At 60.7% G+C, this 24,950-nt stretch carries 20 protein-coding genes; 10 read left to right on the forward strand and 10 right to left on the reverse strand.

Going from position 1 to position 24,950, the window contains the following annotated elements; all coding sequences use genetic code 11:
* Positions 1-171 precede the first annotated feature (171 nt).
* From V2B23_RS16345 to V2B23_RS16355, 3 genes are read left to right on the forward strand one after another with little or no spacing between them, the layout of a single operon-like run.
* The gene (locus V2B23_RS16345) at positions 172-2,613 is read left to right on the forward strand and encodes a glycoside hydrolase family 3 protein (RefSeq protein WP_430951310.1); all 2,442 of its coding nucleotides are present in this window, start codon (positions 172-174) and stop codon (positions 2,611-2,613) included.
* Between the two features lie 5 nt (positions 2,614-2,618).
* Positions 2,619-2,849 carry a hypothetical protein gene (locus tag V2B23_RS16350; protein WP_430951311.1) on the forward strand — a complete coding sequence of 77 codons (231 nt, stop codon included), beginning with the start codon at positions 2,619-2,621 and terminating at the stop codon, positions 2,847-2,849.
* Between the two features lie 28 nt (positions 2,850-2,877).
* Positions 2,878-3,489, forward strand: a complete 612-nt coding sequence (locus V2B23_RS16355; RefSeq protein ID WP_430951312.1) for a TetR/AcrR family transcriptional regulator — start codon at positions 2,878-2,880, stop codon at positions 3,487-3,489.
* Between the two features lie 9 nt (positions 3,490-3,498).
* Here V2B23_RS16355 and V2B23_RS16360 read toward each other — a convergent pair whose 3' ends face one another.
* Positions 3,499-4,335, reverse strand: a complete 837-nt coding sequence (locus V2B23_RS16360; protein ID WP_430951313.1) for an HAD family hydrolase — start codon at positions 4,333-4,335, stop codon at positions 3,499-3,501.
* Between the two features lie 152 nt (positions 4,336-4,487).
* Positions 4,488-5,864 carry a DUF1214 domain-containing protein gene (locus V2B23_RS16365; protein WP_430951314.1) on the reverse strand — a complete coding sequence of 459 codons (1,377 nt, stop codon included), beginning with the start codon at positions 5,862-5,864 and terminating at the stop codon, positions 4,488-4,490.
* Positions 5,865-6,140: 276 nt separating this feature from the next.
* On the opposite strand from V2B23_RS16365, the gene V2B23_RS16370 reads away from it, so the two are divergent.
* Positions 6,141-7,802, forward strand: a complete 1,662-nt coding sequence (locus V2B23_RS16370; protein WP_430951315.1) for a hypothetical protein — start codon at positions 6,141-6,143, stop codon at positions 7,800-7,802.
* Positions 7,803-7,921: 119 nt separating this feature from the next.
* Here V2B23_RS16370 and V2B23_RS16375 read toward each other — a convergent pair whose 3' ends face one another.
* From V2B23_RS16375 to V2B23_RS16390, 4 genes are all read right to left on the reverse strand, one after another.
* Positions 7,922-8,689, reverse strand: a complete 768-nt coding sequence (locus V2B23_RS16375; protein ID WP_430951316.1) for a pentapeptide repeat-containing protein — start codon at positions 8,687-8,689, stop codon at positions 7,922-7,924.
* A 333-nt stretch (positions 8,690-9,022) separates the two neighbouring features.
* On the reverse strand, positions 9,023-10,654 hold the full coding sequence (locus V2B23_RS16380) for an MFS transporter (protein WP_430951317.1): 1,632 nt from the start codon (positions 10,652-10,654) through the stop codon (positions 9,023-9,025).
* A 92-nt stretch (positions 10,655-10,746) separates the two neighbouring features.
* The gene (locus V2B23_RS16385; protein WP_430951563.1) at positions 10,747-11,736 is read right to left on the reverse strand and encodes a linear amide C-N hydrolase; all 990 of its coding nucleotides are present in this window, start codon (positions 11,734-11,736) and stop codon (positions 10,747-10,749) included.
* Positions 11,737-11,861: 125 nt separating this feature from the next.
* The gene (locus V2B23_RS16390; protein ID WP_430951318.1) at positions 11,862-11,993 is read right to left on the reverse strand and encodes a hypothetical protein; all 132 of its coding nucleotides are present in this window, start codon (positions 11,991-11,993) and stop codon (positions 11,862-11,864) included.
* Between the two features lie 688 nt (positions 11,994-12,681).
* Here V2B23_RS16390 and V2B23_RS16395 point away from each other — a divergent pair.
* Positions 12,682-13,671 carry a linear amide C-N hydrolase gene (locus V2B23_RS16395; RefSeq protein ID WP_430951319.1) on the forward strand — a complete coding sequence of 330 codons (990 nt, stop codon included), beginning with the start codon at positions 12,682-12,684 and terminating at the stop codon, positions 13,669-13,671.
* Between the two features lie 165 nt (positions 13,672-13,836).
* Here V2B23_RS16395 and V2B23_RS16400 read toward each other — a convergent pair whose 3' ends face one another.
* Positions 13,837-14,478 carry a hypothetical protein gene (locus V2B23_RS16400; protein ID WP_430951320.1) on the reverse strand — a complete coding sequence of 214 codons (642 nt, stop codon included), beginning with the start codon at positions 14,476-14,478 and terminating at the stop codon, positions 13,837-13,839.
* A 178-nt stretch (positions 14,479-14,656) separates the two neighbouring features.
* Between V2B23_RS16400 and V2B23_RS16405 the strand changes: the two genes are divergently transcribed.
* The 4 genes from V2B23_RS16405 to V2B23_RS16420 all read left to right on the forward strand — a co-directional run bounded on the left by V2B23_RS16405 (position 14,657) and on the right by V2B23_RS16420 (position 20,251).
* A complete protein-coding gene (locus V2B23_RS16405) occupies positions 14,657-15,937 on the forward strand; it encodes an amidohydrolase family protein (protein ID WP_430951321.1) in 1,281 nt (426 codons plus the stop codon).
* Between the two features lie 202 nt (positions 15,938-16,139).
* Positions 16,140-16,775 (forward strand): hypothetical protein, encoded by a 636-nt coding sequence (locus V2B23_RS16410; protein ID WP_430951564.1) that lies wholly within the window; start codon positions 16,140-16,142, stop codon positions 16,773-16,775.
* Positions 16,776-16,778: 3 nt separating this feature from the next.
* Complete coding sequence (locus tag V2B23_RS16415; RefSeq protein ID WP_430951322.1) at positions 16,779-18,764, forward strand: YhgE/Pip family protein; 1,986 nt, start codon at positions 16,779-16,781, stop codon at positions 18,762-18,764.
* Positions 18,765-18,871: 107 nt separating this feature from the next.
* Positions 18,872-20,251, forward strand: a complete 1,380-nt coding sequence (locus V2B23_RS16420) for a glutamate decarboxylase (RefSeq protein ID WP_430951323.1) — start codon at positions 18,872-18,874, stop codon at positions 20,249-20,251.
* 242 nt (positions 20,252-20,493) lie between these two features.
* On the opposite strand, the gene V2B23_RS16425 is transcribed toward V2B23_RS16420, so the two are convergent.
* Positions 20,494-21,492, reverse strand: a complete 999-nt coding sequence (locus V2B23_RS16425) for a GlxA family transcriptional regulator (protein ID WP_430951324.1) — start codon at positions 21,490-21,492, stop codon at positions 20,494-20,496.
* A gap of 146 nt (positions 21,493-21,638) precedes the next feature.
* Between V2B23_RS16425 and V2B23_RS16430 the strand changes: the two genes are divergently transcribed.
* The gene (locus tag V2B23_RS16430) at positions 21,639-22,274 is read left to right on the forward strand and encodes an isochorismatase family protein (protein ID WP_430951325.1); all 636 of its coding nucleotides are present in this window, start codon (positions 21,639-21,641) and stop codon (positions 22,272-22,274) included.
* Between the two features lie 144 nt (positions 22,275-22,418).
* On the opposite strand, the gene V2B23_RS16435 is transcribed toward V2B23_RS16430, so the two are convergent.
* The gene (locus V2B23_RS16435; protein WP_430951326.1) at positions 22,419-23,639 is read right to left on the reverse strand and encodes a DUF6461 domain-containing protein; all 1,221 of its coding nucleotides are present in this window, start codon (positions 23,637-23,639) and stop codon (positions 22,419-22,421) included.
* A gap of 304 nt (positions 23,640-23,943) precedes the next feature.
* Positions 23,944-24,822, reverse strand: a complete 879-nt coding sequence (locus V2B23_RS16440; RefSeq protein ID WP_430951327.1) for a peptidoglycan DD-metalloendopeptidase family protein — start codon at positions 24,820-24,822, stop codon at positions 23,944-23,946.
* Positions 24,823-24,950: the final 128 nt, after the last annotated feature.

Consider the following 24,950-nt stretch of genomic DNA (forward strand, 5'->3'; position numbering starts at 1 on the left):
TGTCATCTAATCGTTACAGTTTCGAGTTTGCTTGCCGGAGAAGCACCTTCGGCGTCATCATTCTCGTATTATAACGTTTACATAACAACACCTATCAATAATTAAGTTTGATGGCACGATCAGTTTCCATCGGAAGGGTGACCGACCCGCACCATGGCGAAGGAGTACACATTGCACGACGAAGCAACTCACGAGGCCGTCGAATCAGCACTCGCCAAGCTCGACCTGGATGCGAAGGCCCAACTCCTCCAGGGCCAAGACATGTGGACCCTGCCTGCCCTCCCGCAAATCGGCCTCGGGTCACTGGTGATGTCCGACGGACCGGTAGGCGTGCGAGGAGTCTTCTGGGGACCGGACGATCCGTCGATCCTGCTGCCGTCGCCCACCGCCATGGCGGCGACCTGGGATCCTGACCTGGTCGCGCGTGCGGGAGTTCTGCTCGCACAGGAGGCCCGCCGCAAGGGCGTGCACCTGTTGCTCGCTCCGACTGTGAACATGCACCGTACCCCGGTCGGTGGCCGACACTTCGAGACTTACTCCGAGGACCCTTTGCTCACCGGCGCAATCGGTTCCGGCTACGTCCGCGGGGTGCAGTCCGGTGGCGTCGGCGCCACCGTCAAGCATTTTGTAGCCAATGACGCGGAGACGGAACGCATGTCAGTCGACAACATCGTCTCCCCGAATGCGCTGCGCGAGATCTACCTCGCGCCCTTCGAGGACATCGTCAAGAACTCCCGACCCTGGGCAATCATGTCCGCGTACAACAGCGTCAACGGCACCACTATGAGCGAGCACAACGAGCTTCTGAACGGAGTATTGCGGGGCGAGTGGGGATTTGACGGTTGTGTGGTCTCCGACTGGATGGGAACGCGCTCGACGCTGGGCGCCATTCTGGGTGGCCTCGACATCGCGATGCCCGGCCCCCGCTCCGTCTACGGAGAGCTACTGGCCGACGCGGTCAGGAAGGACGAGGTCGACGAGTCGGTAGTCGACGACGCGGTGCGCCGAGTCCTACTGCTCACGGCGCGCGCGGGTCTCCTCGAGGGCGCCAATCCTGCTGTGACCGAGTTCCCTGCGCCGGTGGACGGCCGCGCGCTGGCTCACGAGATCGCCGGACGGTCATTTGTACTGACCCGCAATGCTCCCGTCGGCGGTGAGACGATTCTGCCGATCGACCCGAGCACTACCACCGTCGCACTGATCGGACTGGCTGCCCACGACGCCCGCGTCCTCGGCGGCGGCTCCGCAATGGTCTTTCCCGAGTCCGTCGTGTCCCCTCTCGACGGACTGACGGCAGCGCTACCCGACGGCGCACTCAGCTACAGCATCGGCACAACGCTGACCGACCAGATGGGCACGGCCGAAAGAGGATTCGATTTACGCGCCCGATGCTACGACGCCGCGGGAACGCTGCTTCGAGAACTCGACCTGCCCAACGGGATGATCACGTGGATGGGAATCCTCCCGGAAGGCCTCGACTTTCAGGCGCTGCATACCGTCGAACTTCTCGGCACCTTCACGCCGAGCGAGAGTGGCGCGCATCGCTTCGGCACCAAGGGACTCGGCACTTTCACCTTGACTGTCGGCGGTGAGACTCTGTTCGACGGTGACCAGCCAATGGAAAGCTTCGATCCATTCGAGCTGTTCTTCGGTGCTCCGAAGGACCGCGGCTCCGTCGAACTGACGGCCGGAGAACCCGTCGAAGTAGTCCTGAAGCACACTCCGACCAAGATGGAGGGCTCGCCGATCGACATCCTCAGTTTCAGTCTGGGACACCGGGAGCCGCAACGAGACCCGGAAGAACTGGTGGCCGACGCCGTCGAGGCAGCGAAGGCGGCGGACGTAGCCGTTGTTGTCGTCGCGACAACTGACCAGGTCGAGTCCGAGGGCTTCGACCGCAGCACACTGAATCTGCCGGGGCGCCAAGACGAGTTGGTCTCCCGCGTGGCCGCCGCAAACCCACGAACTGTCGTTGTCGTGAACTCGGGTTCGCCAGTGGAGATGCCCTGGCGAGGCGACGTCGCGGCGGTACTACTGAGTTGGTTCCCTGGCCAGGAAGCCGGCGCCGCACTGGCCGATGTCTTGGTCGGACTGACTGAGCCAGGCGGCCGACTGCCGACCACTTGGCCCGCAACACTTGCGGATTGCCCGGTCACGGATGTGACACCCGTCGACGGCAAGCTCACGTACGCCGAGGGCCTGTTCATTGGCTACCGCGCCTGGGACCGAACAGATGTCTCACCCGCATTCGCGTTCGGGCACGGCCTCGGCTACACCACGTGGGAATACGAGAGCGTCGATCGGGAAGGCGACACCGTCTCGGTTCGCATCCGCAACACTGGATCGAGGCAGGGACGCGAGGTTGTGCAGGTGTATCTTGCTGCCGTCGACATCGACCCGTCCAGACCCGCCCGCGAGCTTGCCGGCTTCGCGAGCGTAGTGGCAGACGCCGGCGAAACCACAACGGCAACAATCACTCTGCCGCATCGTGCATTCGAGATCTGGGACGAGCAGCGCGGGCATTGGTGCTCCCGACCCGGTTCGTACGATCTTCACGTCGGCGCCTCGTCGGCCAACTGCCCGCTCACCCTGCGCATCGAGGCGCAAAATTGAAGTCCTTGAATACCTTTCGCGTCATCGCCGGGGCTGCCGCCTTGGCAGTGCTCTGGCCCGTGGTCAGTTCCGCTGAACCCCGAACAGACACTGCAGGGGTGGTCATCGAGTCGCACGATGTCAGCCGGAGCGTCGCTGATCCGGCTGACTGCGGTGCGGGATCGCGGCCGGACATCATGGCGGCTCAGAGTCAGCAGGCAGGACTGATGGCCGTCCTCCTCACCCAGGCGCGATGAGAAACGCTTCCGTCGATAGGCTCACTGCATGACTGAGCGACAGCGGGGTGGCCGGGCGGTCAAGGCCGAGGCCCGGCGCGAGGCCATTCTCGACGCGACGATGGCCGAGATCGCGGAGCGCGGATACCGTGGCACCACTCTCGCTGCTGTCGCCGAACGCGTCGGCCTGACGCAACCCGGACTGCTGCACCACTTTCCCAGCAAGGAACACCTCCTGATCGGAGTGCTCGACGCTCGCGACCGATGGGACGCCGCAGCCCTTCTCGCGAACTCGACGGATGTGCGACTGTCCCACCTCGAACAAATCGTGGAATTCAATGCCGACCGGCCAGGAGTCGTCCAGACCTTCACCGCACTCGCCGCCGAGAGCGCGACCGGGCAGCACCCAGCGCGTGAGTTCTTCACCGAGCGCTATGCGTCCGTGCGCGAGGGCATGGCCACATTGCTACGTGCCGAACTCGGTGACCGATTGGCCGGCGGGCTCACACCTGAGCAAGCTGCACCACTGCTCATCGCGGTCATCGACGGCATCCAGATCCAGTGGCTCTTGGCGCCGGACGAGGTAGATATGCCCGCCGCATTCCGGAACTTCCTCGCGCTACTGACCGCGATGACGCCTACCGAGAAGCCGACCAGCTGACCCGGTGAACTACCCCGGTCGGATGTGGCGGGGGCCGGCAGGCGCGAAGATTGTGTCCCAGTCGTGTTGGACGCTCGCCACTGTGTAGCCGCGACTGGCCGCCTCACCGAGGACCGTGTGTGCGCCGGTGTCGTAGGGCGTGTCATTGCGGGTGGAATCGTCGTGGTGGACGACAAGTCCAAATCCCGGTGGGTTCCCGGCCAGCGCATAGTCGAGCATCTGCGCGTCGCCGTCGGAATTACCCGCCGCGAACAGTGGCCGTCGTCCAATCCTGCTCCAAATACGTGCCGGTTTCTCAGGACCATCGTCCATGAACTCAAATGACGATCCATACCGCACATCGCCAATGGTGTTGTCGTATCTCAATCCGAGGGCTGAACCAATGACGCGTTCAGGCGGAATTCCATAGCATTGTTCGACGATAGGACGCATGAAATCGCGGTCGCCGCCGGAGACGATGTAGCAGCTGAAGCTGTTGTCCGCCAGAAAACGGAGCAACTCGACCATCGGCTGGTACGCAGTCAGCGGGTATGGCCGATGCAAGGTCGGATGCTGTGCAGTACGGATGAATTCAGCAACGGATGCCGCATAGTCGGTGACACTGAGACAGTCGGACGCGTGAGTGATCGCCCCAATTGCGATCCGCAGATCGGTGTCATCTCCCCCAGCATGTTTCTCCAACGCCTGTGCCAGCCAGCCGTAATCGCCGTCGAGCGCGCTGCGGTATGGCTCGATCTCGGCAAGTGCGGTGCTGGATGCAGCCTGCACGCGCCACTGCTCGACGATGAAATGCACCTGAACCGGCATGGGTTTTTCGGGCCACAATGTCCCGTCGTTGTCGAACACAGCTACCCGATCTGCAACCGGCACAGCGTTCGCCCCGCAGGTAGCGGTCTCGATAAAACGCACAATCGCCTCACGAGTAGGCGAACTGCCCCACGACGACAGCGGCGATGATCCCATCGCTCATACCTCTCTCACGACAAGACTCGCAACGTTCACCTCTGCAGGTCCTGAGAAGCTCCGAGTTCGTCGATGTCGATCAGATCGACATCGTCCAACTTCCATTCTTTCGCCATGACTTCGGATCCGACGCCATAGAAGCGGAACATCAGCTCGAACGTGTCCGAGTCTCCAGTTGCGATGAAATTCGACTCCAGTCCAGGGATGACCCGTGGCCCGAAGTATGCGTCAAGGGATCCGTCTTCGTTGAATCTCACGCCTGGGGTTTGAGAGGACACCGAGAACTTCGTCGCGTGACGGATGAAGGTGTGTTCCGTTCCGTCATACATTGTGACGGACCAGTATTGGGACACCGGCACCCCGGCCGGTACACGCAGCCGATACGTGCGGTCGGAGCGAAAGAGATTGCCTGCGCGATCGCGAACGTTCACCAGGTAGAACTGTCCGATTCCCAATCGTTTGAGACCGATGAATGCCATGTGGTAAATCACAGCGCGGTCGGTATAGGGGTAGACGTCGCCGTTCGCAAAGTTACGATTCTGTCCCTCTACGAAATCGCGCCCGGCGGGAAAGAACCACTGGCGGCCGTCGAAGAACGGCGGTTCGTGCTCGTACAATTCTCTCAACCACTCGTGCGCTTCCTGGATCGCGCTCTCCAGCAACGCGATCCGCTGCGCCGACGGCGCGAATGGCCGACCCCGCTCGATCCCGATCGCCTTCAACATTTCCGCGAAGGCTCGATCGCGTGGAAGCCATGGTTCCGCCTGAATTGTGCGGTCCAGCGCTTCCCAGAATCGGATGTCATACGGAATCCGCGTGTCGACCAACTGGCCGTGTAGGTCCCGTCTCGGAGTCTCTGTCGGATTGTCCGCCTCGGCAAGCGGGTAGATGCCGATTCTGTTGCAGTACTCCAATCCCGAGTCGAGGGCAGCCTGGGTCGGGTCCGGAAGCACCGACCGCAGCAAAGCGTACACTCGATTCGTATCCGATTGCAGCACAACATATCCTTCCGGAACTTCGCCGTCGTAGGCAGGCGGCAGGACGAGATAACGAGCGCCGCGACCCTCGTCGGCACCGAACTTTCCGACATCTTCGAGCGGCACCTGCCAGACATTGCAGATGCTTCCGTTGAGTACGTGCTCGCCGGATCCCGGCGGAATGTCGATGACGATCGGTCCGTCCCGTCCCGGATCGATGAACGCCATGTAGTAGATCAGATCCGGGTTTGGGGTCAACGTTTGGTTCTTCCAGTCCAAAAGGCCTGACCAGAAAAGAAACTCGTTCGCACCTGACGGCGACATCTCCGTGCGCATGACCTCGTAGTTCACCGCGGCCATCCCCCACACTGCTGCCTCGACGGCGCGTCTGTGGATCCCGCGATCGATGGCACTACCATCTGAAGCAATCGACATCAGCGAACATCTCCTCATCTCGCATGGCACGTTGACGTTCCCCACATCGTCGCCGATTCGGGCGCACCGTGATTCATCCCAAAAGGATGATCTCTGCGGCCTCGAGCGATTCGACTCGAACGAGGAGACAGTATCGAGACGACGTGACACCGTTGAACACCAGTGAACGAAGCTGCGGAGAGCCAGTTCGTTACTCGGGCACGAGCAATACCGACACGGTTGGACCGTCCTCACCAGCAACAAAGTCGACGCGTCGAATCGTGCGACAATCAGGCGGTGAACGACACCAGCGGAGTTTCGCACCAGAATCGATCGCGACTGCTGTGTGTCGGCGTCCTCTTCTCCGTAGGCTTGTTGTGGCCCACTCCCCTCGCCGCGGCCGCACCCGCCGCGACCGGACCGGCGAGCTGCGTACCGTTCGGAACCGCCCAGCTGCCGCCTGGCGCACCCTCGAGCGGAGGCCGAGTCGGGCTGGCCGAACTGCCGACGTTCACCGGCTCGACCGCCCCCACGTCCGTCGAGGTTCGCACGCCGACCACGCAATTCAACCGATTCTGGGACTTCGCGCTTGTCGGCCACGACCTGCTCACCCGACCCCGGGAAGCCGACGCGCCTACCGCCGAGCCCTGGCGATTCGTACCGATGCCCGAGTGCCTGCGCGGCCGCCTGGTCGGGATATCGGTAGACGACGACGAACTCGTCGCGGTCGACGACAACGGCTGGATCTACACGATGGACAATGCGTCCCAGCACCCGCTGGTGTGGAACTGGACCTCCGCGTGGGGCGCACCCCTGTGGAGCGCCCCCGGCCGCCAACTACCAGGAGACCGGCCGAACGGGTGGGCGCTGAGCGTGTCGTCGCCGTGGGACAACCAAACTTTCACCGACATCGCCGGACGAATCCACTTCGTCGGATTTGGCAAGATGACCATGCTCCCAGCGTTGACCGGGGACGGCAGCCGCATCACGTACGCGGACCCGTGGCTACCCAACGACGACAGCTACGAGATCGGCGGACCGCTCGGCGGGCGGTTCCAGGCCGACTCGTTGTCGGCGGCCGGATCGACCACCTTCGTGATGAACAAGTACGGCGACATGTACACCCGCACATTTGATTTCGACTCGTCGGGATCGGACTCGATCTTCTTCCGCTACAGCTGGGACGACCAGTCGGGTAAGCCGTCCGCACCCAATCTCGTTGCCGAAACACTCGACCGCAGCACCGCTGCGATCCAACTACCGGCGCCGGACTGGGTGCTCCAACCCAAGATTCCCGGCGAAATCACATCCGCGATCAGTGTGCACTCCCTCGGCCCCGGCCCGAATCGGCGCGAGTTGCGCGTGGAGGGCCGCAACGGCACCGAATCCGGTTTCTGGCACAAGGATCTCGTAGGCGGCATGTGGGAGTTCACGCCGACGGGCGCGGACCTCCTCGGCTCGCCGATCGAGAATGCGCCGACAGACCGCTCGACCGATACCCTGGCCCCCGCCGCCCCCTGGGACCTGTCCACATCCCTGCCCGCCCGCAACGGAGCCATCGACGGTCAGACATTGATCGACATCGGATTTCCGTACACGGTGGTGGACCCGCGCATGCTCGACGCGATCGGCCAGCACGCACAACCCTCTGGCTACCGGTTGGACGTGGACCACTTCGACCCGGTCGCCACTACCCGGACCGCAACCGTGACTGCACCGGACGGCACCTGCATTCCGGTCATCCTGCATACCGCCGACGGTCTCCGAATGACACCCCGCGGGCCCGGCCTCGACGCCAACCCACGCCACCTCGTCGGCGCAATCGAAATCCCCGCGGACTCATACGCGACTCGGGAATCGGACCCCACGCTGGACGCGTTCGTGCGGGACTGGATGCGCGGCAACCACATTGCGGCAATTACCCTCAGCGCCACCGACCATGACCTGGTGATCCGCTAACACGAAACCCGCTCGCACGTCACACAGGGGCCGCTCCCGCCGGTATCAACATCAGCGAGTTCTCCGTGGCAAGGAGGTGTGTAGCGGAGGATTCCGAACCCGCGAGACCACTGAGGCTATCAAGGTGGCTGGTCCTGTTTTTCAGGATTCAGGGCCATCACGTCCTCATCCCCAGCGGCGATTGCTCGGGCGTAGCGTCCGGCGTACTGCTCCAGAGTGACGGTTGCTTCAGCTTCACCTTCCCACTGGTCCGGCACCTCAGAGCCGTCTCGAGCCGTTCGCGAGACTCGCGCCGGGGAGAACTCGATGACGGTGCGTGTGAACACGCACCGTACGAAACTCGTGGATACGGAAAAGCGCGTCGCATCGAAGGTGCAATCGATGAACGACGTGTCGGAGAACTGCGCACCCGTGAGGTCCGAGTCGTCAAATGTGCACCGTTCGAACACGGTATTGGGCACGGAGCGGAGTCCCTGAGCTTTTGCCCCGGTGAAATCGCAATCGACGACATTCGGCCCGAGCGCCACGCGAGAGAGGGTGGCGCCGCGGAAACTGCATCGCTCGAATCGGCGGCTCAAGCGTGGTTGGCCGGTCAATGCGGCGAAATCGAAACGGCAGTCGAACAGTTCGGTCTCGAAGACAGTGAATGCACCCCGCGCGAAACTCAGATCGATACGTTCCAGCGTAAGGAATCTGATATCAAAACCCCAGGTATCCACCGTCAGACCACGCAGATCCACCAGCCCGTCATGGGTCGCCGGCCATCGAGAAGTGAGCGTGTGAGGTGGCTTCACGATCCGCGACTGATTGAGCAACTGTGCCCGTAGATTCTCGACGTCCTCGCTGGACCAACGGCGGCGCAGAGCGCTGATCTCGGACCTCTTCACGGTCTCAATCGTATCGCCGAGATACTCGGAAACTGGTCGTGGCTGCCGAAGAGCCAAAGAACGCTCCTTCGACTCCATGGCAGCCCCGACATCAACCATGAGGGCATTCCGACTCACCACAACCAAGCGCGCATGGTGCCGCGTGCGTAGATCGAAGCAGGCATCATGCCGTCGTAGTAGCCGAACTGCACCCACCGTTCCACCGCATCCATCAGCGAAAGATTAAGAGCGCAAGTGGCATTCGAGAGCCTTCTGCTGCGTACGCTGCATATCGGGGTCGCGCATCAATAGACTCGTGCGATGCTCCGGGGCACGCATCGAGTCGGCGACAAATCAATCCAATTCCCGCCGGGCTGGTAGATTCCGGAACGTCACGATCGGGAGTAGCACCGCCAAACCGAGCACGCAGAGGCTCGCGCGCAGCGCAACCAACCTGGATTCGACATTGATCTCGACCGCACGGTCGAGCTGGGCCGAGGACAAGTCCATTCCGGCAAGGCGGCTGCGAAGGTCGTCGTTTTCGACGAAGCTAACCGAACTGGTTGTTACTTCAATTCTGCTGCCCGACAGTAGATCCGATCCGTCGGCGACACGGACCGAGGCGGACTGCGCAAGCACGGACATCAGCACGGCCCCGGCGACGGCGGTACCCGTGCACAGGCCGAGAAAGTTCGCCATTCCCCGAGCGCTGCCGATCTCTCCGGAGAGCGACGGTGGGCTGGTCTCCATGAGCAGTGCACTGCCCGCACTCAGCCCCACTCCGATACCGAGGCCCAAGGCGACCTCACTGATCAAGGTCCACACACCTGACCATTGGTTGGAGATGGTCATTGCCAGCAGTATCACCGACGCGGCAGCCAGCACGTGGGCTGCAGTCAACAGCCAACGGCACGCTATCAATCGCATCAGAACTGGTGTGGCAGCCGCGGAGGCGAGTGCGGCAAGGGAGATCGGTATCAGCATCAGTGCCGTTCCCAGCGGGCTCTTGCCCAGCACCATCTGCGTATAAAGCGGCAGCAGGTAGCTCACGCCGGCCATCAACAGGTTCACCGCGACCAGCCCACTCAGGCACGCGCGGTTGAGCCCTGACCCGAACACCTGAGGGGCAAGCAGGGGTGTCCTGTCAGCGTCCTGCAACTCGTGTTGGCGCGCGACGAACGTGTGGAGCACCAGGCCGCCGATCAATAACAACGCGAGCACGGGCGAGAGGCCGAGCACACTCACGGGAGCGCCCTCGGCAGCGAGGACAAGCCCCCACGATCCGATCTGATTGATGGCGGCGACCAACATCAGCACGCCCACGGCCGAAAGCGCGATACTGGTCTTGTCGATGGTCCCTCGGAACGTAGTCCGGGGAAGCCGTAGACGGGACGCGACGACGCTCGTTCCTGCAATGACGACGAGCAGCAGTACGAAGGGTGCTCTCCAACCCCAGGCCTGCACGAGGAATCCACCGACCAGCAAAGCGAGCGCCGCGCCGATTCCGGTTGTACCTGCCAGGACCGAGACCGCAACGGTGCGCTGCGTACCGGAATATGTCTGACCGAGAATCGCCAGCGCGTTGGGCACAAGAAGAGCACCGCCGAGTCCGGCGATCGCCTCACCCGCGATCAGAACCGAGACATTCTGTGCCAGAACGCAAGACAGCATGCCGACGGCGTAGATTCCCAAGCCGAGCAGCTGAGTGTTTCTAGCACCCAGCACCCCGCTGATCTTGCCGCCCGTGATCGTGAAGGCTGCGACGAACACACCGTACGCGACGATGGCCAACTGCACGTTTGAGATCGTGGTGTCCAACCCGTCGACGATCCCACTGATTGCCATTGGCAACACCGTGGCGTTGAATACCGAGACCAAACCGGTGCAGCACACGAGCACGAGCGGCAACCAACTCGCCCTGAGTTGAGCGTCGACCGCACGCTCGGTTACCACAGGAACGGATGGCAACTGATCCGCAGTATCCATATGTGCACCCCTCGGGGATCGGTGATGTCGCGGCGGTGGCATAACCGGCGGTGAGCGTGACCACCCATGCACGGTGAGCCTGCTGCTGTCGATCAGGCCGGCAGAGTCAGAAATTGCATTGGCGGCGTTTCCTCGAAGCGGCGAGAGACGTTGCCGGCGAGTCCGCCTTCGAGGGATGTGTCGCCCATCAGGTCGAGCTTGCCTGCCGGCGCGCCCTCGCTGAAGTCCAGCTTGTCGAAGTCCACCCACACCACATTGGGTCGCGTGGTCGAGTCGAAGACGTACCGCTTATTGGTCAGATCGGAGACGGTCTGCCAAATCGTCTGCGAGGCATAGGGTTTGTCTGGATCAGGGATGCGGAATGGTTGCGCAGCATTGCGGATGACGCTGAATATTCCCGCGACCGCCTCGACCTCGCTCTTCGGCTCAGGCAGCCGGCCCACGTAATACGCAGCACGGGCGAACCGGTCGGCCGCAAGCGTGGTCCCCGGCAGCGGCTTGGTGCCACCGAAGCCGTCGACCTCCTTGAGAAGTTCGATCTGCTTGTCGAAAGACGGGGAATTGGTCATCACGAGATATTCACGGTCGTGCCAGACGGTCGCCTTGCCGTCGAGATACTCGATGATCGCCGAATCGCCGGTCGCGTCATCCAACGCGAGGTGAACGGCGGGCACCTCGCCGGTCGCCGGATCGCCCAGCGGTACAACCTGAACATCGGACTCGACAATCCAGGCGGCGGCATCCGCAACGGTGGCGAAGTTGTCCAGGAAGTACTGCAGCCAAATCGCCATGCTCAGACTTGGCCTCGATGTGTCGTGACTACCGTAGTCCGATTCCGCGAGCCATAAGATATGGCCCGCCAGTCCCGCCTCGTTCATACCGTCCACCGACATCATATCGAACGCGCCAGCCACGACGCTGCCGTATTCGGCTGTCCAACTGAGGGAACCGCCAACGCCGTCGTTGCGTTCAATCCCCCGGGGAAGTAACCACAGATTTGTCCCGGTATCGCGGTGATAATCCATGTTACGGCCGACGAGAACGGCTCCTGCGGCATCAGGCCACATTACTCTGGTACACATCGTTTCACCTTCTGTAGATTTCGAGAGAATCAATGTTTGCCGAATTTCTTCGCCTACACATCGCAGCCGCGAGGCCCATTCCGCGACAGCCGATCCCGCCCACCGGCAGCCACTCGTTTGCGAATTCAGTTGGTGGGCTTTTTGCGGCGGGTGGTGAGCAGACCGGCGATCCAGCCGAGCAGGAGAATCACAACGAGTGTGAGCCAGAGTGGTGACCGCACGGATACCCAGAACAGTTGGATCGTGGTCGCGCTCACGCGGGGTGAGTAACGATGTGGCGGAAGCAATCTGGGTGTCCGGACTCATCGGAGGTACCTTTCGTCGCCACAGTCGGTGAGTAATCGATCTGCAAGGATGCGTGCGTGAGACTGCTCGCGGTCAAGGTTCGCCGACCGCTGGGGAATTGATCCAGGCATCCACGTCCATGAGGGACGACTGGGCGGCACGGTCACAGGAACTTGCCCGAAAATCCGAACCGGACTCATCGGGCGCACGACAAAGATTGGAACAATCGAAATCTAACACGCGGGACGCGGTGAAATGGTCGATTAGGGCGAATTATTAGACTTTGCCAACCGTCCTGGTCACTACCTTTGCGCTACCGACCGAATCGACCACTCACTGCACGCGCGGTCGCCCACATCGCGCGTGACATCACGCACGAAATCGCTAAATTCACCCCCGATTTCACCCCTGGCCAATGCGCCGTATGCCCACGCAAACACGTGACCCGTGATACAAATCAAAGAGGAGTTGCCTTTGCATATCTTCTTTCGCACCCTTTGTCAGACCGGCAATTCTTGGACCGCGCCGATCCCCGGCGCAGATGAATCGTACGCTCGCCTGCCGAGTTGCGGACCTCGTGCGCCATATTCGGAGGGCATTCCAATAACCATTGCCTGAGCAGTTGATTCGTCCCACATCTGATCCAGGAAAGGTGAAAGTATGTGCACTCGCGTCATCTGGAATGAACCCGGCGGAGCGGTTCTCGTCGGTCGAAACATGGACTACCACCGAGATACCGGCACGAACCTGTGGGTTATGCCTCGGGGGATCAAACGAGACGACGGCGTCGGCGGCCAACTGTCCTGGGTAGCCCGATACGGCAGCGTCGTGGCAGGCGCGTACGACATGATGACCGTCGACGGGATGAACGAAGTTGGCCTCGCCGGGCACATACTCTGGCTCTCCGAATCGACGTACGGCAAGCACGACAAGAGCAAACCCGCCTTGAGCATGGCGGTCTGGATGCAGTACTTCCTCGACAACTTCGCAACCGTCGACGAAGCAGTGTCCTGGATCGAGGACACCAGTGTCCAAGTCGTCCCACCGGGAGACCCGAGCACCGGTGAAGTACCCGCGGTGCACCTCGCGTTGGACGATGCGAACGGCGACTCCGTAGTCATCGAGTACATCGACGGAAAGCCCAGCGTGTGGCACAGCCGTGACTACCGTGTGATGACCAACTCCCCCACCTACGACAAGCAGATCGAACTATTGAAGCAGGTCCAAGGGTTCGGTGGAGACAGGCCTCTTCCCGGCACCACAGTGGCCTCCGATAGGTTCGCGCGCGCAGCGTATTACGTCGGACGCCTTCCCGAACCCAAGAGCCAACTCGAGGCAATCGCCGGCATGTTCAGCGTCATCCGTAACACCGCGCAACCGTTCCGCATCCCAGATCCCGACAAGCCGAACGCGTCCCAGACGATTTGGCAGACCGTCTCCGACCTCACCAACAAGCGATACGTCTTCGAGTCGACAACTCGACCCAATGTCGTCTGGGTCGAGTTGAGTGAATTGAACTTCGAGGAGGGCGCTCCCGCCGGCAAGCTCGACCTGATCGGCGACACCGCTCTCGAGGGTGGGCTGGCCGGAAATGTCACCGGCCGCTTCGATGAGACCGCGCCTTTGAAGTTCCTCGCCCTACCGTCCTGATCGGTACCCGAATCATCGGTGGTTATGTGCGCCTGCACGATATGGACAACGCACATAACCGCCGGTATTCGCGCGATCATATCGCGCTATAAACCTTGATCGATTGTGTCTCACGATTCCTCACTTACGCACCGCTGTTTCCTCACGATGATGAAACTGGTGCACTCAGACCGCTTCTGCCATGGCTGACACTGGCCGGGTGCTTTTTCCCAGGAATACCGCGGAGGCGAACAGGAAGAACAACGCACCGACGAAGGTGCCGATATTGGCCATGTTGGGATCAAGTGTATTTCCGTCACGAAGTATGAACGATCCGACGGCAGATATGCCGAAAGCAATGGATCCGAATGTGTTGAGCCAGACGCTTTGCCATTCCTTCGATCGCGGCGCCCAGTACGTCTTCGCGCGCCACAGGATAAGCACAGCAAGACCGCTCGAAACGAGGAATGCGATAGAGCCCTCCGCGTTGGGATTCCAGACGAGGTGCATTTCTCCTTGCACGTTGAGGTTGTGCAGAGCTGATCCGGTACTGATGTTGAACAATATCGTGCCGAGAAGCTGCACTGCTGCCGATAACCACACGGCACGGATTGCCGGCTTACCGGAGTCGGAAGTAGTGGCCGATCCACTGAGTATCAACTGGATAAACGCGGCGCCGGTGAAAAACCAGGACCCGGCGAAAAAGAAGACGTTCGCGAGGGCGGCACCGAAGAGCGACGAAAGGAAGGGTGCCGAACCGAGCGCGAAGAGGGTCGATCCGATCACGAAGCCCCAGGACTGCATCCGTAATGTCGGGTGAATCAGCATGCGCCGCAGTGTAGTTCAACTCCGACATATTATTTCGTGGATCCGAGATTTTGCGCATACACCCCGGCCACGACTGCGTCTCCGGATCGATTCGCCAGGTCTGATCGTTACCGAATCAATAGGGTGATTTTTCGTTGTTTGCCCTCAATGTCCGAATTTCACTGTTAGCGTGCGAGTTATGACAGCCCCTTCAAAAGCTGGACATCGTTTACTGTTCCGCAATGTTCGTATCTTCGACGGCGTCTCTGCGACAGTAGTTTCGGGTGACGTTCTGATTGACGGAGAAACGATTGCGGGAGTCTCGCAATCCCCAATCGGAGACGACCCGAGTCGAGAGACCACCGTCATCGACGGTCAAAATCGAGTCTTGATGCCGGGCATGAGCGATGCTCACGTGCATCTGGTCGGCAACGCTAATTCATACATGGACATGGTGACGGGAAGCGAAGCGCACATCGCGCTCAATGGCCTCGCCGAGGCAAAGAACATGCTCCACCGCGGGTTCACCACGGTCCGGGACATGGCCGGCGACACCAGCAGCATCAAATCGGTCATCGACCGAGGACTGTTCGAGGGACCTCGAATCTATCCCTCCCAGGCCGCTATTTCGCAGACCAGCGGGCACGGCGACTTCGGATTCGTCTACGAATGCCCCACCGCTTTGGGCGGAAAGCAGTCTCGCGCCGAAGAAATCGGCTTCATGCGCGTCGCAGACGGTCCGGAGCGGGTACTGGCTGCGGTTCGCGAACAACTCAAAAAGGGTGCCTCACAGATCAAGATGATGGTCGGCGGCGGCGCAGCGTCGATGTACGACCCTCTCTACACTGTCCAGTTCACCGATCCCGAACTGCGCGCGGCAGTGCATGCTGCCACCGACTACGGAACCTACGTCGCTACCCACGTCTACAACGTCACCGGCATTCGCCGCGCGATCGATGCCGGTGTGAAATCCATCGAACACGGCCATCTCGCCGACGAGGAAACGATCGCGCTGATGGCCGAGAAGGACATTTGGCTTTCGATGCAACCCTTCGCGCTGGGAGATCACCATTATCCGGATCCCGGTCGCGCGGAAAAAGATCGTGAAATCTGCACCGGCACAGATGATGTGTACAGCTGGGCTCGCAAACACGGTGTCAAAACAGCTTGGGGCACAGACCTTTTACTCGAACCGCAGCTCGCGCCGCGGCAGAGCGAAATGGCCGCCCGACTCGGCGATCATTACAGCAATGCCGACGCCCTTCGGATGCTCACCTCCGGAAATGCCGAACTCTTCCGGCTTGCCGGCGAGCGGGATCCCTACAGGCAGGCACCCCTCGGAGTAATAGCCGAGGGCGCGTGGGCGGATGTCCTTCTCGTCGACGGAAATCCGCTCGAGGACCTCAACCTGCTCGCAGATCCAGGCAAGAGTCTAAGAGTCATCGTCAAGAACGGCCAGGTAGTGAAAGACACTTTGTGACATCTCTCGTCGATGCGTGATCCTCCACGAGACGAACCCACCGGGGACCTCTCGTGTAGCTCCGCGCCGCCGTGCCGCACCAAGGTCGGGAGGCCTCAAATTGGTTGAAACCAGTTCAGAGAGTTGGCAATTACCCGCCGCCACATCGGCGGGGACATTGGTCTCCGCTCGGGGCATCGAATTACACGGACCGTGGGGCCACGTGTTCGGTCCACTCGACATGGATATCGACGCAGGCGGTGTGACGGTGCTGTCTGCGCAAGCCGGCGCCGCGCGAACCGCCCTGCTGATGGCACTGTGTGGACGAATGCGATTGTCTGCGGGGACATTAGCGGTACTCGGCTACGACAATCCGAGACGAATCTTGGCCATCTCGGCGATCGCATGTCTGAACGAACTCGACGAGGTCCGACCGTCGGTGACCGTGCGTGACATGGTGACCGAACAACTGCGATGGGATTCGCCGTGGTACAAATTCGTTCCCCGCGTGAGCGAGGTGGAAGTCGCGAACATGTGTGCGGACACGTTCGGTGACATCGAACTACCACCGCTCAACGCCTTCGTCGACGACCTCCCGGAAATCCAACAATTGTTGTTGCGGATCGCCGTCGCGAACACCAGACGTCCGCCGTTGCTCGTTGTGGGGCGCATCGACAAAATCGCCGACGACCTCGAGCGAGCCGCCTTGCTGCAACGGCTTGTTGCACTCGGCGAGCACCAGTCGGTGATCACCGCAGACGTCAACGCCCTTCCGCCAGATACCGGGGTCCACACAGTGGTGAACATGCACGGACTGCTCGGGGCCGGCGATATCGGCGTCATGACCGAAGGAAGGTGACTGATGCTCGCAGGTATTTCTCTGGGCAGTGATGTCAAACGCTACTCCCGCGGCACCCTGCCCCGGATCGCGATCGTCACCATCATCTTGTTACCGCTGCTGTATGGCGCAATGTACTTGTGGGCCTTCTGGAATCCGTTCGGCGAGGTGAACAAGATCCCCGCAGCGATTGTCAATAACGACTCGGGGCGAACATCGACGGGCCAACAAGTCGACGCCGGCGATCAAGTCGTCAAATCGCTCATTGCCTCCGGACAACTTGATTTGACAGAGGTCTCGGAGCAGGAAGCCCAAGCCGGACTCTCCAGCGGCAAGTACTATTTCACGATCACGTTGCCGGAGAACTTCAGCGACGCTGTCGAGTCACCCAACGGCGACAACCCCGAAAAGGCCGATCTCACCTTCACCTTCAACGACGCCAATAACTATCTGGCCACCATCATCGGGCAGGACGCGTCTGAACAGGTCATCAACCAGGTCAACTCGACCATCGGGGCCCAAGGCGTCGGCCAAGTCCTGACAGGTCTGCAGACCGCCGGTTCGGGCCTGGGCCAGGCTGCCGACGGAGCGAAGACCCTCGCAGCGGGTATCGACACAGCAAAGGCCGGAGCGGATCAACTCAGCTCCGGTGCCGACGAGCTCTCCACCAACATGGTCACCGCACGCGATGGGTCTGCGCAGCTCGCAGCCGGCGCCGGGCAACTCGCCACGGCGATCGACGGTGTCGCCGACCCGTTGCTCAACGCCCTCGACTCCGGCAACGTGCCCAACCTCGGAGCCCAAGCGGCGCAGCTGAGGCAGTCGCTCACTGCTCTCGGCGATCGCCTCCCCCAACCGCCGCAAGTGACCATCTCCCCAGCGGTCCAGCGGGTGCTCGACCTTCTCGGGCCCAGCACCGATCCTCTCGCCCAACAGGCCGTTGCAGCACTCACCCCACTCACCGCAGCACAACCTCAAAGTGACACTGCCGCACTACAAGCAGAAATCAATCGGCTCAGCGGTGATGCACGCGCACTCGAATACCAGTTGACGGATCCAACCAGTCCCCTGCAATCCGGACTCGCACTCCTGCAAAACGGTGGACTCGCTTCAGACGTGCGGCAACTACGCGACGGTGCCGACCAGCTCAGTTCCGGAGCCACGACTTTGAACTCTGGACTGATCCAGTTGACCGATGGCAGTATCGCGCTTGCAAGCGGAGCCGATCAGCTCGCTTCGGGGATGGTGGAACTGCAATCGGGCTCGGATGAACTGGCAGACGCCCTCGCCAAGGGCGCTGGGCAAGTACCCAGCTGGACTGACGATCAGCGCACCGCTACCGCGGACACCCTGTCCACTCCAGTCGCACTCAAGCAGGACTACACGAACGAGGCGCCCACGTTCGGTACGGGATTCGCGCCGTTCTTCCTCTCTTTGGCCCTGTTCGTCGGCTGCATTATCACCTGGATGCTGTTGACCCCGTTACAATCCCGCGCAATTGTCAGTAATCTTGGCCTGTATCGAACAGTTCTTGCGTCGTACTGGCCGGCACTGCTCATCGGCATCCTCCAAGTGATCACGATGTACGCAGTGGTACACATCGGAGTGGGCCTGGACGTCAAACACGTTCCCGGAACGATCCTGTTCCTGATGCTCGTCTCGGCGACCTACCTGGCGATGATTCAGATGTTCAATGCTCTCTTCGGAGTTGCAGTCGGCCGCGTGGTGACATTGGCCTTCCTGATGCTGCAACTGGTCTCCGCCGGCGGCATCTACCCGGTGCCCACCACAGCTACCCCATTTCAATACATCCATCCCTTCGACCCGATGACGTATACCGTCAACGGACTCCGGCAACTCATCACCGCCGAACACGTCGATTCGCGACTCTGGACAGCAATCGCCGTTCTTTCCGGCATTCTGCTCGTCTCGATGACCATCAGCGCACTCTCGGTACGCCGCAACCGCCGCTACACGATGGAGCGTCTGTACCCATCGATCGAAGTGTAAATTACTGTGAAACAACAACATCCGACTTGATACTCGACTGTCCGACTGGTCCGTAATCGCTCGTTCGACTGGTCCGTAATCGCTCGTTCGACTATTGGAGGAGAAAGATGTCAGATATTTTTGCAGCTCCCACCGAAACCCTCGCACCTGCGTACACCGGAAGGCTCGGCACGGATCCAATTCCCGCGCTACGACTACCCAAAGCCGAATCCGATCCCGAAGCGGCATACCGGTTCATCCACGACGAGTTGATGCTCGACGGTAGTTCACGACTGAATCTCGCCACTTTCGTCACCACGTGGATGGACCCTCAGGCTGATCGTCTGATGGCCGAAACGTTCGACAAGAACATGATCGACAAGGACGAATATCCAGCAACAGCGGAAATCGAAACTCGTTGCGTCAACATGGTTGCCGACCTCTTCCACGCAGAAGGACTGACATCCGACCCTGCCTCCGCGACCGGGGTCTCCACCGTCGGCTCCTCCGAGGCCGTCATGCTCGGTGGACTCGCCCTCAAGTGGCGATGGCGTCAACGCCGCGAGCAGGAAGGCAAAGACGCTACGAAACCGAATCTCATCCTCGGTAGCAACGTCCAGGTCGTGTGGGAAAAATTCTGCCGTTACTTCGACGTCGAACCGAAATACCTTCCCATGGCCAAGGGCCGCTACGTGATCACACCCGAACAGGTCCGCGACGCTGTCGACGAGAACACCATCGGTGTGGTCGCGATTCTCGGCACCACTTTTACCGGCGAACTCGAACCCGTTGCCGAGATCGCCGCAGCACTCGACGACATCGCAGCTAACGGCGGCCCAGACGTACCACTGCATGTCGACGCAGCAAGTGGTGGTTTCGTGGTCCCATTCCTGCACCCGGAACTGAAGTGGGACTTCAAGATTCCACGTGTTGTATCGATCAACGTCAGCGGACACAAGTACGGCATGACCTATCCGGGCATCGGGTTCGTGGTCTGGCGCTCGAAGGAATACCTACCGGAAGATCTGGTGTTCCGCGTCAACTATCTTGGCGGAGACATGCCGACCTTCACCCTGAACTTCTCCCGATCAGGTAATCAGGTCGTCGGGCAGTATTACAACTTCATCCGCCTCGGTGTAGCCGGTTACACCCAGATCATGGAATCTCTACGTGACACCGCACTGATGCTGTCCGCGGCGCTCTCGAAAATCGACAACATGCACATCATCACCGACGGCACCGCCATCCCGGTCTTATCCTTCGAAGTCGTCGACGACCCAGGCTTCACCGTCTTCGACATCTCCCACGAACTGCGAGCACGCGGCTTCCAAGTTCCCGCCTACACGATGCCCGCAGACGCCGAGGACGTCGCCGTACTGCGCATCGTATTACGCGAAGGCTTCAGTCAAGACCTCGCATACAAACTGGTAACCGCGATCAACGAAGTCGTCCAACAACTCAGAAACAGCGCCGCCGACAGACCTGCGAAGAAGGCATTCGCGCACTGACCGCCAATTCCTCCCTCAATAGGTCAGGCCGCCCGACGGTGGCCTGACCTATTCTTCAACAAATACAGTGTGCCAATTCGATCTTCTTTGCACGAACCCTTTACGAGTGCAGCCTCGGCGCGTTTACGTGCGCACTTTCCCCGACGCTCGGTCTGCTCGACCGAGGGATCGGTCTCGTTCCGAAAATCGAGCGTGCTGGGCACCAGCGCGCGTCGGGACCGAAACTGCCTCCAACAGCGTGTTTACCCTTTTTGTCCAACCGACATTGCGGTGGCGGTGACACGACTGGTGGCAGAGTGGTCAGCGAACTGCTTCCGGTACGAGGAAGGAGTGGTTGCGAACGCGGTCACGAAGTTCTGCCGGAAGGTGACAGCGCTCCCGAACCCACAAGCGACCGCAATGGCATCGATGCTCCAGTCTGTCGTCTCCAGGAGAACTCGAGCCTCGCCCAGTCTTTGCTCGAGAACCCACCGGGCCGGTGTTGTTCCCGTAGCAAGACGGAACTGCCGGATGAAGTTTCGCCGACTCATCCGTGCCTCAGCCGCAAGGCGGTCGACGGAAAGCGGTTCGTCAAGCCGACCGAGCGCCCATTCCAGCACGTCTGCAACAGCTGTGTCGCCGGCAGATTCCGCAAGTGGTCTCTCGATGTACTGAGCCTGTCCACCCTCTCGATGCGGTGCAACAACGAGGTTTCGCGCGACGCGGGTGGCCACTGCGGATCCGAGGTGTTTCCGTACCAGATGCAGACATGCATCGACCGAAGACACCGTCCCCGCGGACGTCATGACGTCGCCATGGTCGATGTAGAGCACCGATTCGTCCAAACGGATGCTGGGGTGGCGTTCGGCAAGTGTGGGCATCATGTCCCAGTGCGTGACAGCCGAGCGACCGTCGAGGAGCCCGGCGTCAGCGAGAGCAAAAGCGCCGAGGCACAGCCCTACGATCGGCGTTCCGCGGGAGTGGGCCCGGGAAAGTTCGGCTCGCAAGAGCTTGCTGATCGGCGAAAGTGATAGCGGCCATGAGGGAATGATCACGATGTCGGCCCAGTCGAGCGTCCGCAGCCCCGCAACCTCTCCGATCGAGTACCCCTCGGTGGTTCGAATCGTGCCCGCTCGGTCGGACCAAAGCCGGGTTTCCCAGTCGGGTGCAAGTCCGAGACGACCTAACTCACCGAACACCATCAACGGTGCTGCAAGATGAAACATCGTGACGTCGTCAAACGCGTACACGGCGATTCGCATCGGACCTCCTCAACATGGCGCAAAATCATCGAAAGTATGCACCCGTGCCACTCACGGATGGGTACAAACCTACCGAAGAATGGAAGACGATCATCCGGATAGCCGATCCGGAACTGAATCCGAACTGCCATCAGGAGTGATGAACTGTGACTACACCCCGCCGCGCCCTTATCATCGTCGATGTCCAGCAGGAGTACTTCGACGGGCCTCTGCAGATCCAGTACCCGCCGCGTGAAGAATCGCTGGCCAACATCCTCAGTGCCGTCAAGATTGCCGGTGCCAGCGACGTGCCCGTCGTCGTCGTTCAGCACCAGATGCCCGAAGGCGCCCCGGTCTTTGTCGAAGGAACGCCCGGATGGTCACTTCACCCGGACCTCGAAGGGCACATCGATCCGGCAACCAAGCGGGTGCACAAGCAATTCGCAAGCATATTCGCCGGCACAGATATGGCGGAATGGCTGCGTGCGAAAGACATCGACACCATCACGATCGTCGGCTATATGACCAACAACTGCGACCTCGGCACCGCCGTGGAGGCCGAGGCTCTCGGGTTCTCCGCAGAGATTCTTTCCGACGCCAGTGGGGCGATCCATTTGGCAAACGAGGCTGGGCAGGTATCTGCTCGGTCACTGCACGAGACACTCATGGTGCTTCTGCAATCGAACTTCGCAGCGGTCACGACTACATCCGAGTGGGCCGACGCTGTACAGTCCGGAACGAGTTTACCCAAGAGCAATCTTGTGGTCTCGGCCATCCAAGGACGCGAGTCAGCGGGCAAATGACAACCCAATAGAGCAGGGCTACAAACGATTCGGGAAGTTCGACGCACCGGTGCCGACCAGGACCAGATCGGCACCGGTCCAGTTGTTCATTGCTCGCCGGATGCGGTGCACGTACCTCTCCTCCGCACTCAGCAACAGGTGCTGTCACGGACCAGTGAAAAAGTGGTCATCCAGGTCGATGCCGGTTTCCAGGTCCGATATCTCATGTGTGCAGGTTTTGTTCTTCCACCGCAACGGAATTCCAGTTTCCGCGTCGAACGCAACAGTGGAATCAAGACCGGCCCAGTCCGGCGGCATCTCGAATTCCCACGCACTGCGCCCATTAATCTCCACTGCACGGCCTGCCATATCTGGTGGAAGGAGGTCGGCGAATCGGGAATCCGGCCAGGCTCTGTGTATCTGGAGAAGTTGCGTGACGTGAATATCGAGACTGTAACCACCACTTCGTCGTTCGAGCACAGTGTCGGTGCGGAACCATGTCTGTTTCTGCCGATTCTGAAGAAAGAGCACCCCGCCGTCGTCAGCTAGTTGAATGCAGGATCGAGGTTTGAACCAGAATTCGAGTTGCGCACTGGGGCGACCGCCAGAAGGCCTCTCCTTGGAAATCATTCCGTGCAGCGGAATCCGCTCCGCAGCCTTGTAGCGTCGCGCTACCTGGCGCCACCTCGAGGGCGGGTTCTGCATCGAGGCAGCGGGACGATCCACCCGGAGGGTCCGCCCCTCGGCGGGTACAACCGCGACCGTAAATGGTCCTGCCTCAAACAATTCGGCGGTCGCAGCTAGACCCGTGATCCGCTCGGCCAAAGCAAAAGCGCCTTGCACGGCGTGCTCGCCCGGTTCGTTTTGTGCGTCGTCATCGATCCCGATTCCGCCGACTTCCCAGATCAGATCCACCACTCGCGCGTCCCCGATCACCGGGCCCGATCCGAACAGTTCGAAGTGCGCAACCCGTTCGCCGTTCAACCACCAGATGAACTGACTGTCGGCATTCACACCGAGATAGTGTGCTACCACCTCGTGTTCGGGTAGTAGCGGCCGCATCAGCGCTTCGGTGACTGCGAAAGACCCACCGTTGAGTTGGATTAACAACGTGTTGTCGCCGTCTATCGCTGCAACCGCGACCACGTGCACACCTCCGAATCCGCCTGCGACGGCATGCTCCACGAGATCTAGTTCCACTTCGCTGACCTCGGCAACGCCGACTGCCTCCGAGTGCATGTCCAAGTCCGATTGCGAACTCTCGGCACCAAGAAGACTCAATACCTCTACCGGAGAGCGACCGGGGATGACAGCAGCGCAGTATCCGAAGGCGAATTGCTTGTCCAAGTACGGCTGAAGCCATAAATAGTCGTGATAAGTAGGCACAGTGACACGCTGCCACAACGCCCGTCAAACGACGTACCGTTTCGGCAATGTCACCAACCGGGGCCGACCTGCAGGGAGAAGGAATAATTCCCCGCATGAATTGGAATTGCAGAAATGGTCGTGACACCCGGGTGCACGGGCGCACTTGATCAAGTGATCTCCGATTTCAGCAATATCCGAACTACGTTTCGCCGCCGAGCACGACAGCAGCCGGGCCGTAATGTACGGCCCGGCTGCAGCACTCACGCGCACCAACTGGAACTCTGAATTCGCCTAGCTGCTGAACCAGATGGACGCGATGGACTTACAGGTTGATTACGTCACCAACGAAGATCTGGTCAGGATCAACGATCTGTGGGTTCATGTCCCACACCGCCTGCCAGGTGAGGCCTCGTTCTGCACCGATGCCGAACAAAGTATCGCCGGTTGCAACAACCACCGACTCGCCTGATACGGGAGCCTCCGGAATGCTTTCTACCGGTGCGGGTTCGGATACCTCAGACTCGACAACCGGAGCCGGGTCCGCAGCGGGCACGGGTTCCGGGGCAGGCGCGAGTTCCGGGGCAGGCGCGAGTTCCGGTGCAGGCGCAGCCGCGAGTTCGGGTTCCGGTTCTGGTGCGGGTGCAGGCGCAAGTTCGGGTTCAGGTGCAGGTGCAGGTGCAACGCTCGCGCCGGTGTCACACGCGCCGACCGAACTCAGGAAGGACATCGGATCGATGGCCCCACCACTGTGAATGCGGAGATGCAAATGTGGGCCGGTGGAGCTACCGGTGTTGCCCGTTGCGCCGATCTGGTCGCCGACCGCAACGCGCTGTCCGACACCGACCCACGTTTCGGAGAGGTGACCCATCTGGATCTGCTCGCCCGAATCGGCTTCCAACTGGATGTACGTGCCGTATCCACCCGGATCGTTCGGTCCGGCAACAGAGATCGTGCCCGACGTAGGCGCATGGAGCACCGTGCCGACGTTAACGGCGAAGTCGACGCCGTCGTGCCCTCCGTGGTAACCCTGCGAGAGCGAGCCATTTACCGGCCACTCCCAGTTACAGCTCGCCGACCAGCTTTGTGCACCGGCCATACCGGCATTCACCACTGCCCCGGCGCCGACGAGAGAGCCAACTCCTGCAGTTACGGCGATGAATCGAATTGTGGTGGAGGTCTTGCGTTTGTTGTGCTTACTCATTTTTTCCTTGACTGATGTGGTCGGAGCAGGTGCATGCAGGCGGCACTCAGTGCGTGCTGAGCCGCGTGGCTTTCAGCACCAACCCCGTTGGGATGAACTTTTAGGGACGCGCCATGGCGAGAAGTGCA

The organism is Rhodococcus sp. 24CO, from assembly GCF_050586165.1.
Classification (GTDB): Bacteria; Actinomycetota; Actinomycetes; order Mycobacteriales; family Mycobacteriaceae; genus Rhodococcus_F.